Raw genomic sequence first — 11,793 nt, 5'->3', positions numbered from 1 at the left:
TATTGCGCCATTAACGGTAATGAGATTTCACTTTGCGTATTTTTGAGTGGATAGCGACCACCAAATGCCCTATTCCAATCATTCACAATCGCATTTCGCCATTGAGTGTTGATACCTTGTGAAGTGGGCGCTAATAACTGTTGCCATGCTTGAGACATGGGCTGCACAAGCAATGTCTCACCAAAGCTATTCCATTCTTGCCCAAAGCTTGCCGCGATTAAGCTACCGTAATCTTGCGTTTCTGATAAGTCGACCGTTTTTCCTTCAAAAACACTTCGAGCCAATGCTTGAGACATGGCTTGTGGATCGGGGGCATTAACAACTTGTTGAAGTTTTAAGCGAACTCTAGTCACGCGTGTGAGGTAGGCTTGCAGGCTTAACACATCACTGTTTTGCGTTGAAGATTGAGGATCGGTAAATGCCAATATTGGCGCAAAAACAGGCTCTAGAGGGCCTGTAAATTCCGCTTTTTGACTAATAACCGGCTGTTGTTCTTTGTTTAATAAATCTTTGGCTGAGTTAACAAAAGAGTCTGCTAGTTTTTCTTGTTGACGACCTGTTTTACCTTGATAAGAAAGCGTATTCATTAAGGCAATAATGGGAGATTGTCTGACATCGCTCATTAAGGTGAGTTGATCAATGGTATCGGAGAGACTTTGTGTTTCTCGCCACTGTAAGCCATTGAGGAAGCTTAACCAACTGCCTGAAAAATCATTAAAATAGCGTTCTGTCAGGTTTTGCTGGAGTTTTTCAGGTGAGATATCAATATCGGTCTCTTTTTGTGTGTCACTTAATACCCAATCTATTTCTTCTCGTCTTTCATAAACGGCTTTTTTAATCGCGGGCTCAATCGACTCTTCCCACGCTTTACGGGTAAAAATACCGGGTACGGTTTCAGTGGTACTGAGTAAGAAGCTGACATCGGTATCCCCCGTCATATCATCTAAGCTCATATCTGCAAAGTTATGCTGTGCCTGTTGTAAGATTTTTTGGTAAAGCGCAGATTCGCCATTACGTTGACCAATTTGGCGAATAAGAATGGTTCGGCTTCCTGCCACTAAAGTTCGATTAGGCTTGATTGTCCATTCATGGTGATAAGGCAATTGAGAGGCATAGAAGGTTAATAATTCGGTGCCTAATGTTTGCCATTCCCCTTCTTTTAATCCGTTATATTCAGGCCAAATGCGTAATACACTTTCAGTGAAGAATGCCGGATCAATACGGGATGGATCGCTCATCATTAAATAGGCTTTTAAGGCTTGATAAGCGGATTGAGCACCTTCAATTCGTTCTGCACTTTCAGGCGGGAACTGCATAAACGCGTGAAGATAATTTTCAAGGTGTTGTTGTGTTGCATCGCGCAATAGCGGCAACATAGATTGGCTATAAACCGGCCATAGATGGCTAAGTAATGCGTTATTACTGCTTAAGCCAAAGCGTAGCCAAAATGGAACAGAAGTTTTTTCTCGATGGCTTAATAAACCTAAGGTTTGTTGTAAGCCATATTGTGCCTGCAAGCGGGCAAACTCAGATTGATGATTGTCTGTCGCCAACTGTGCTTGTTGTTGGCTTTGGGTAATTAATTGGCGATTCATAAAGTAAGAAACCACCATACCAATCCCCCACAGTGTCATGGCGGTTGCAACGGTATATTGCAAAATACGTTTGGAATTTAAACCTAAAGGCGAGGCTTTTAACTGATAGGGTAATTGTGAATTTGCTGCCATTAGTGCTTTCCAATGGGAATTGGATACCCATTGATTATTTTGTGATGAAGTTGCAGACACATTATTGTTAACAGCCGTACTAAAGAGCACACCAGCGAACGGCAAGGAGCGATAACCTGATAAAAGCGGTGCCAAAGTATTGGCGATTTTTTCACATCCTTCATGTTGAAGAAAACGCGCTAATGCTAATAGGTAAGTTTGTGTTGGGTTATGCAAGACAGCTAGTGTGCCTTGTTCCACTAGTGCCAGTAAAAGCGTTTTTAAGTCATTAGAAAGCGTTTCAGATGTCGCTTTTAAAGGGGCTGAATAAAGGATTGTGGGTACTTCATTTGTTGTTATTTCACCGTGATTACTGATATTCCAAAGCCAAATGGGGGCTTGCCAGCGTAATTGACGAAATAGCTGGTGGAAATAACGGCTAGCTGTGTCTGTATTGGTCGGATTTAAGTGATTAAATAAGGAATGACCCAGCGGTTGTTGCGATAAGTTATTTTCTGACACCCAAATAACCGCATCGAGCGGACGACGTCGGCGCAGTTGTTTTAAATCTTGAATTAAATTTTCATCAATACTTTGATGGATATCACCACCATAGATAAGTAACGTCCCATTGTTTTCTTGCCAGATGTCCGCTGTTAGATTAGGAGTGAGTTTTTCGATAGAAGTCGAGGTGCCGATGAGGAGTTGGATTGTTATTTTTCTGCGCCAGAAAGTGCTGTAGTAATTTTTACTATAGTCAATAATATTATTTATAAAGCTGGTATTAGCATAATCCATCTGGACCTGTGACTTGATGTTTTTATTTTCCCCTCTAGCATTACTATAGTTAAACTTCCCAATATATCGGGCAGTTATAAATAAAAATACAATACTAAAAAATACAATAACCATTGTAATTAAAGTTTTTTTTAAAAAAATATTTTCTTGAATAGAATATTTTATTGTGTCAATGGCATTTAGTGAGCATAGCAGGATAAATAAAAAACAAATTACAGCAATAAATAGTAGCAGTATAATTACCCATGTTTTTTTTAAAATATTTCTAAAATAGAAAAAGAAAACCCTCATATCCATACCTTTGCCCTGCTATAATATTAATAAGCTTTAATAAAACTTAGTTTAATGGATTAACAATTAAAATATTTTTTTTATCAATTAATAGTTGTGGAGATTTTTCTTTAATTAATTGAGTTGTAGTGATATAAACATTTACCCAAGGAGATGCATTATGTGTATATCCGATACTACGATTAATATCGTATAATACAGTGTGACGACTAATATCTGATGATAAAATTTTTATTTTTATTTCATTCTCATGATTATCTTGTAAATTTGTTAGCCATATATCTTTTAATTTATTTTTATCAAGATCGCTCCATATCGCTACAGTATTAATTTTTTCATTAAATAGATCGAAAATATTTTTATTTTCAACCAATTCTGGACGATGAATTTTTGCTATCCCCTTAATTGAATGGTAGTTAGAAAAAGAAAAAAATTGTGCAGTGGCTACTTCACTATGACAATTAATAGGAGTATCAAAAGAATAAATATTAATTATAAGTAAAAAATCAAATAATTTAGGGCTATCTAACCAATGATCAATTAAATCTATTTTTACCTCTTCTGTATAGCTAACATCATAGGCTCTTTCTATTCTTTGAGCTAATATCTCATCAATCTCTAGTTTTTCATCATCTGAAAAATTAGAATAGTTAGATGATATTATTATATTAAATTTAGCATCATCAGAAATTTGATATATTTTAGATATTAATGATGGTTCTATTAATAATTTATTTAACCTATTTATTATTCTAGTAACATTATTCTCCTTAATATCAGAAAATTGAGAGCAATAAATAACATTGCCATCTAATTGATATGAAGGTAATAACGATGATTTACCAACCACTATTTGAGTCGATAAATCTTTACAATTTTCGAGATAAGGCAATATCATTGTTTGACTTAATAAGGTTATATATCTCTGTCCAATGATAATCAGATTATCTCTATCTTCTTCTCTTTTTTTATCCCACCCATCAGCTATAACTTGATGCAATATATAAAATAAATATCTGAAAAAACAGAGGCCACCCCACACTAAAAAGGTTAAAAAAGATATTTGTAAAACTGATATCTTTTTTATATTAAGAAAAGGAAAGATAAAGTAATTAATAAAATTAATAAAACATAATAAAAAAACAAAAAACTTTCCCCATGTTTTTATGGAGGGCAGTGAATGGCGTTTTGCTTTTGGTGGTAAAGATGATAAATCAACAGGCATAAGTTTACTGACTCACTTTAGCTTTAGAAAGAGAAGAAATTAATGTACAACCACAGCTACATTTATATCCATCGAAAGCAACAGGAATACCATCATCTAAAAATGTGGGATGACCTTGAGCTATTACAACATTATCATGCCCTTTTTTAGGGCAGTAGACAGCATCACCTAAACGTGCAACACCAATACCATTAAATATCATAGAAGATGATCCTGATAATACATAGCCTCCGCTACTATTCTTATCACCGATGCGAATAATTCCTTTCATTATTTAATACCTTAAAATGGCTTTTAATAAAATGCTTTCCAGAGATCTTTAGGATTCGTTTTTTCATTTAAGATATAAGGATCATTAGGGTCTATTTTGCACTGCTCTTCTATTTCCTGTGGCCAAATAGGACGGCGACTGGTTAAGATTGCAATATAGCGAGGAATACTAATAATAAAAATAATTGGAGACATCAATGGCATTAAAATTTTCAACATACCTTTAAATAACGTGCTGACATAAAAGAACGTGAATCCATAACTTTCTTTTTTATTGGCTATAGGTAAACAAAATTCAACTTGTTGAATAATATTCTCAGGCCCTTCTTCCATATAACGTCGAATAAATTCCCAATGATATTTTAGTAATTCAAAATTACCGGTGGAGGCAGGAAGGCAAAAGGTATCAACAATAGTTTTATTATCATCAGCAAGAACATGCCCACTAATATAATAGTCGTTTTTCATACTTTTAGCGTAATCAAGTCCCGTGGTGAAAAATACCTTCTTCCAAGGTACTGAAATAATAGAGCCATCAGTGCGAAAGGCGTAAATCATCTGATTTTTACGATCAAAACGTAATGGGTAATGTGTCCATGCAAACCACTCTGTTTTCAGTAAAGAGAACATAAAAAGCCCCATAGCAAGAAATAGAGATCCCATAGTAATAATATATAATATGATTCCTTTAGATAGTGGGCTAAAAAAAATAAAGTGTATAATGATCCATATTACACCTCCCAAGAATGCAATAGTACCTAAAGAAGAAAAAAGACTCACAAACCCTTTTGAAGAATAATATTTATCCACCATTTCTAGATAATGAGAATTTATTGCGATCACTTTTATATCAGGAATTAATTCTTCATTGGTTATATCAATACGACTATTTTGATCAAGTCTACCGGCTATTTCTTCGTTATTTAATGGGCGATTAAGCTTAAATTTTTGTAGTAATCCGTAACTATCCATTTTAGTCTTGTCCTAGTGCTTGTTTAAATTCATACATCTCCATTTCCATGGTGGGATAAATAGGAGGTAATTTATATTTAGGATTATCATTAGGTACTTTTTGCCATAAACACTGTTCCAGCCATTTTTGGATATTATCCTGTCCTTCAATAGCGATATAAATAGCTGTTCCTAACATAAGAATAACGGCGACTAGAGTAATAACTAATCCAATAGGGGTTAAACTTGAGGCAAAAATAAGAAAGATAAACCATGCTCCAGCAGCTACTGAAGCGCCGTATGCCCATGAAAGTCCTATATTGCCTTTCCCTCCTTCTTCAACCATATGATAAAAATCAAAAGCAACAGTTACAACGCCCGCCGCTAATCCTAAAAATCGTCCCATAATTTTGGATGCAGTTTCTAAAGATTTTAATCCATTGAAAGTGCGAGTTGTTAACAGACTATGAACCCGAATATATTCTTTGATTCCGGTTTCAATCACACCGAATCCAGTGCCAAGAACAGCCGCCGCTCCGGCATAAAATCGACTATTCTCTTCTAATTGATCTTTATTTAATGTTTTTTTATTTCCAAAATCGGCGGAGGAAAGCACAGCTACTGTTTGTAATATTCCAGATAATACACCAGCCCCCATTAAAGTCAGTGCTTTCCCTGAGCCTGTTGTGAGCTGAGTTTTCCACTGAATATGAAGTTTTTCCTTTGATTCTGAGGTGGTAAATAACATTCCTGCCATTGCTTCTTCTTTTGCTTTTTTAGGAAGATTTTTAATATTCTCCCATTCAGTAATATCTATATCTATTAAATAATTTTGGTTTTTTATATTATAAACATCAAGACCTAAACACTGTTTACGTTTTATTTCTGCTCTGACATGAAATTCTAATAAATCTTTATTAGGCGTTACCCCGCCATTATTAATCGTCATCAATTCGGATACAACATACTTGATAAAATGTTTATACTCACCTGATTTACTAAGTGGAATAATTGCTTTTTTTTGAATAACACCAAGAGTGACTAAAAATGGAAATACTTTTTTTGACTCTAAAATAGTATTTGTACTTTTTATAATAGCAGATGAAAAATTCGCTAAATATAGCCCCATTACACTATCAGCATTAAAACCAGGATTATTTACTTTATCCACTGTTTGTTGCATAGCATCAATTAAACCATTCCATGGTACAGATGTCAGATTAGGGGATTGAAATACTGCCTTGTTAATTTTTTGTATTAATGTTTCATGATTAAAAGCAAGCGCTCTAGCGACAATGTTGCTTTTATCTGTCAGATCTTTTAATAAAGCTTTACTAAATAAATCTCTAACCTTTTCTTTATTTGCCATATTTGCGACAGCATAGCAAACGGTCGCAGTGTATTCCATACCACTTGTAATATCATTTTCATCAAAATTATATAAAAAATAATCTGTTAATTTCTGAGATTCAAACCAATCAATATAGAGTTCTATCCTAGGATTTAATATCCTTTGAGTGTATTCAGATAGTCTATTTTTAAACTCTTCCTCAAAAGTATCGAATTTTTTAGTATCATAATATTTTTCATATTTAGCCCAATGAGCTTGAGTTTTTTGTTCTATAACTGATTTTGCTAGAAGTTGCTTTATAATATCGCTATCAGGAGCATCTATCGGTACTTTATATGTAGTATCACCTTCGGGATATTTATGAACTATCCCATTAGTATCTACACGTACAACGTCAACACTTTCACTGAGATCATTATTTTGAATAGTTTTTGTTATATAATCAGACTGAAACTTGTTTTTTATTCCTTCTTTTAAACTAGAAATGGTAGTATAAAGCATAGTTTCACGCTCAATATCTTTTTTCTTATAAACATCTTTATCAAGTTCATATTGAATAAGTGCGGATAAATCTTTTAAAATTCCAACAGGATCTTGTAATACTAATATTGCACCATTTGAATGAAAGTTACTATTAACTATTTTTTCAATATCTTTCCCTGATGCTTTTGGTGATGCAAGATATTTTTTATTTAAAGCTATTGCACCATAAATAGCATTAGTTAAGATTGAAGCTGTAAATAGAAAAGATGGTGACCACTGTTTTAATTCGCTTTCTCTTGATTTAAGAAAGTATTCAGAGATATATTCATCGGGTTTATCAAGTCGTAATGATTGTTTTTCTTTATTAGTCTTAAGCCATCTATCCATATTAAATAATTGCATATTTTCTTGATAAAAACTGGGTTCTTCATGTTTTTTTCTTACGACATCAGTCCATTTCACTTCAGACCAAGAAAACCAAAAATTTCCATTTTTTAATGGTGCAGGGAAAATAGGGAGAGTAATAAATGAAGCTCTTGCTAATTCTTCTGGTTTATCAATACAAGGTTTTACTTCACCAGAAAGAACATCATCTGGAGCCTCTCCATTTTGTGGAAGTGGGTAATAGAAGCCATCTTTAGTGACATAATAATTTATCCAGGATTGAGCCAATTCATCCCAAATATTCAAATAGCCAGCACGTAATAAACGAAGAGTATATGCAGTTTCGCCCTGATTATTAATCGGCACTTCAATATTATTCGGTATAACAGGAAGTATATCATTTTGAGACATAATTGCGGGTCTAACGGGTAATATCGGAAACCCATATCGCGTACAAAATTTACAGCCTTCTTGTTTGCTAGAAGAGTCCATTTTATTCTCCATAAATTTCAATTAAAGTGGGTGTCTCAGATTTTATTTCATTCCATTTTAAAATATCTATTTTAAGTATCATTCTTGAAAAATATTTAGGATTTTTAGATGACAAATATAATAGTTCTTTAAAATTATTTTGGAGCCAAAATGCACATTGATATGTTACTCCATAAAACGAAAAGTTAATGATATCTTCTTGAGCCATCAAACCTAAATTATTTGCTTGAGTAATTAATTTATTAATTATCTTACTGGTTTTTATTCTTTCAGATAATACTGTTATTCTTGGTAATTTATTTATTATTTGATTAATCAAACCTATTTGGTGAATTTGTGTTAATGGTAAATCAGTCGGTGAGCCTTTTTGATAATTAATATGTTCTGGAAAACATAATGTATTCCATTGATTTTCTAATAGGTAAGTCCAGGATTGAATTAAATGCGTTTTTAATAATAATTGTAATTGCCAAGGTGTTAACATCCAAGATAAATGAAATAAAACTCTAGGATCATAATAGCGTAGTACATAATTTTGTTGTTCATCGCTAATTAGCAACATACTTGCCAGCTCATTTTTTATTTCATTTGCTGATAACTGACTTTCTAAGAGTAAACAAATTTTTGCAGAAGATGAAATTTCTGCCGACTGTTGCATTATTTCCGATATTATAGATTGCCATTCAGATGATGAAAGTTCATGTAGTGATATCAGTGCGGGATAAAGATGTGATTGCGGTTTAAGATGTGAAGAAACGATATCTAGCGTGGGATAACGTTCAACCAGCTCATTTGCAAATGCTTTATCTATAACAGCATATTGATGTTCACTAAAACTTTTAGCTTGTGATAAATAATATTCCATATTCATTCCTTAGCTTAAAGGGATAATTCCGTCGCCATTTTGAGCGGCTTCACTCGCCATTACTTCACAAGCAGTAAAATTAGGATAAGGTGTATTTAATGTTGCAACATCAAGATATTGAAGATTAGCGCTTTTTACATTAAAGTCCCCACCAGTTCCATGTTCAATCTGAGTTGCTTCTATTGTGATATAAGATCCCCCAGATTGGAGGGTTATTTTCTTATTAGCACTAATAATAATTTCATCATTTGTACTTGTGATATTAATTGCCTTTTGGGCAATTAAATCAAGGGCATCTGTTTGTGCTTGAATTTCAATTTTACCTGCTGCACTTACTAGTTTTATTCCTAACTCATGAGCAAAGAGTACAATTTTTTTCTTCGCTATTAAAAATAAACGCTTAAGAGATGATATTTCGGTATTTCCTACCGCTGAATATATTTGATTACCATTACTGCTATGCTGAATATGCTTAGGTGTAGAAACAACAATTCCCCCTGGAGCTCCAGCAATTATTACAGGCTCTTTTAATTCAGTAATACTATTATCTAAAAAGGTTGCTTGGGTTTCGTTATCTAAAGCGTCAACTTCTGCTTTTTCTAATAGTGTAGACAGCGATTCTGCTGTTGATAATGCATCAGAAAGTTGGCGTTTTATTTCAACAATATTAAGTTGTTGCTCATCAGCCTTAGTTTGTTCTTCTGCCGTAAGAAGTAATCCTTTACCTGCTCTTATTGCTCCCCAACTATCAGTACGTAATTCAAAACCTTCACCACGTTTATCACGATTGGCATCGACAATATGACCTAAATTTAACTGAGATTTACCACCATATTCGGTGCTGAGTTTAATATGCTCCTGTCCACGTTTATCCTCCATTCGCAATTTATTATTTGCAGGGGTACGAATCACATTACGAGTGTTGTTTCTATCCGTGACATGATCGGGATGACGCGAATCATGCAATGCATGGGCGATATAAGGTCGGTCTGGGTCGCCCTCATGAAAGGCGATAGCGACTTCAGTACCTTGAATTAACGGAAAATGCATCCCATAGGTATCACCTGCATAAGGTTTTGCCAAACGTACTGGCATACTTTCATAACCCATGGGTTTTTCATCACGGTCAGCATCAAATTTTACCCAATAAAAACCGTGTTCATTTTGGTGGGCGTAAATATCGTTATCTTTTGCACTAGTAATACGCGCAGTCAGTGTGCCTGTAATAATTGGACGAGGTTTAACAACTGGACGCCAGCACAGTGTTTCACTGTAAGGAATGGCATTAAACCGTACTTGTAGTGCTTTTTCTCGACCACCACTAAAGCGTAGGCGAGTGATTAAAATCGGTGATTGAAACACAGACGGTAATGATGAAGGTATTGCGTTATCAGTGATAGAAAGCACTTGGAGCGGTGATAAAAAGTCGGCATTACTTTCACCTTTTAAGCGGGTTTGTCGAGTGAGAAAACGTTCATGATCGAGTCTTGCCCAAAAGTTAGCAGTTTCTGCTTCAGGTGTGAGTTTATCGCCACGAGTAAGATGTCTTGCTTGGTAATGATAAACTTCACCATAGTGGATTTCATCACCTTCACCACGTGTCATATCAGCAACCGCAGATAATAATGTGTCTTGCGCTTGTCGATGGTTATAGTCTTTTGTTAATACATTTTGTTCGACCACTTGATGGTGTAATGATAATCCCCATACGCTTTCTTGGTGGTTATCGTTCATACCGGAAGGGCTATTGAGAGGTAATGTTTTATCAAAGATATAAGCACTTTGGCGATCGGCAAAATGGATAACTTCAGTTTGTGTTTGGTCTTGCAAATAGAATGAGTAAAAAATACCAACTTCACTTAATAGTCGTTCTATAAATTGGCGATCACTCTCATTGTATTGATTAATTTGCTCACGCTTGGGATATTCATTTTTAAGTGTAAATTCAAACTCCCAATCTTTAAAATTATGCTCACGTAAAATTTGGCTTACAACATCAGGCACAGATTGATTGAGGAAAAATCGATGAGAGCGGATTTGATGACGTAATAATGCAAAGACAGGCTCAATAACAAGTTGATAACGCGCTTCATCCACAGATCCAGATAAACGCCGAAATTGTGTGATAACACCATGAACTTGTTTGGTGATGGGCTCTTGTGTTGCCAAATCGGTAATACTGTTAATTGGCGGTGTAAAAGATAGGGTTGCACTACGACGCAAGAGTTGTTGTGGCTGTAAATCCTGGGCTTGGCAAGTAAAGGTAATTTGATAATGGTAGGTATCACTTATTGCTTCGCGTCCTGTGAAGTGTTCTACATCAAATAAAACATCACATCCTTGTACATTAAGATGATAGCGATTTTGTCCATTATACCTGACCATATTCTCCATTTTTCACATTCTCTTTTTCATGTATTTAATTGATTAATGGTGTAATTTCCTTAGTGCTTATTCACTGTCAAATTACTCCTACCAATCACCATAAAACACGCTACCGCCCCTTGCTGTAATCCCAAGCACATAAGGCGTGATTATCAACTCATTACCCACAACATCATTTTTAGCCAATAAAACAGCGTATTTAAACAATACTTACCAGCAAATTAAGCCAAACATATCATGATAGATAAATTAAATTAAACATATTTATTTTTAAATGTGATTTAACAGTAAAAAATAGAAAAGGAATAAGTAGTTATTCTTATTTATATTGGTAATGTATTTATAGTTTGTTTTTTACGAACAATTACCAAAAAACAATACGTTCTTTAGATACAGTCAGTTATATAAGAATAATCTAACTTTGATGCGATGTGGGATATTAACAAAATATTTAAAGTAAAATTTAATTATATAGAGAACTCATAACATAAATATATCTAATTACTCTGGATATGCGTAAAACACAAAAACATTATAATTACTTACCTTTCATGCCTGCTATAAGAAAATATTAAAGTGGTTTGCTAAATTT

Annotated in this window: 7 protein-coding genes; all 7 read right to left on the bottom strand. The window is 34.2% G+C overall.

The genetic code is table 11. The features are described from left to right. Positions 1-2,504 (bottom strand): ImcF-related family protein (locus DK866_RS16235; RefSeq protein ID WP_244179718.1); only part of this gene is annotated, 2,504 nt, incomplete at its 3' end. A gap of 337 nt (positions 2,505-2,841) precedes the next feature. Then, on the bottom strand, positions 2,842-4,020 hold the full coding sequence (locus DK866_RS16230) for a hypothetical protein (RefSeq protein WP_109409734.1): 1,179 nt from the start codon (positions 4,018-4,020) through the stop codon (positions 2,842-2,844). A 4-nt stretch (positions 4,021-4,024) separates the two neighbouring features. After that, positions 4,025-4,291: a PAAR domain-containing protein gene (locus tag DK866_RS16225; RefSeq protein WP_109409733.1), complete on the bottom strand. Its 267-nt coding sequence runs from the start codon at positions 4,289-4,291 to the stop codon at positions 4,025-4,027. Positions 4,292-4,314: 23 nt separating this feature from the next. Beyond that, complete coding sequence (locus DK866_RS16220; RefSeq protein ID WP_109409732.1) at positions 4,315-5,262, bottom strand: DUF6708 domain-containing protein; 948 nt, start codon at positions 5,260-5,262, stop codon at positions 4,315-4,317. 1 nt (position 5,263) lies between these two features. Further along, on the bottom strand, positions 5,264-7,951 hold the full coding sequence (locus tag DK866_RS16215; protein ID WP_109409731.1) for a T6SS effector BTH_I2691 family protein: 2,688 nt from the start codon (positions 7,949-7,951) through the stop codon (positions 5,264-5,266). 1 nt (position 7,952) lies between these two features. Continuing rightward, positions 7,953-8,816, bottom strand: coding sequence for a DUF4123 domain-containing protein (locus DK866_RS16210; protein WP_162557022.1), 864 nt, complete (start codon positions 8,814-8,816; stop codon positions 7,953-7,955). Between the two features lie 9 nt (positions 8,817-8,825). After that, positions 8,826-11,201 (bottom strand): type VI secretion system Vgr family protein, encoded by a 2,376-nt coding sequence (locus DK866_RS16205; RefSeq protein ID WP_432206651.1) that lies wholly within the window; start codon positions 11,199-11,201, stop codon positions 8,826-8,828. Positions 11,202-11,793: the final 592 nt, after the last annotated feature.

Source organism: Proteus genomosp. 4 str. ATCC 51469 (assembly GCF_003144375.1).
In the GTDB taxonomy this organism is placed as follows: Bacteria; Pseudomonadota; Gammaproteobacteria; order Enterobacterales; family Enterobacteriaceae; genus Proteus.
This window is presented reverse-complemented; position numbering and strand designations above follow the sequence as displayed.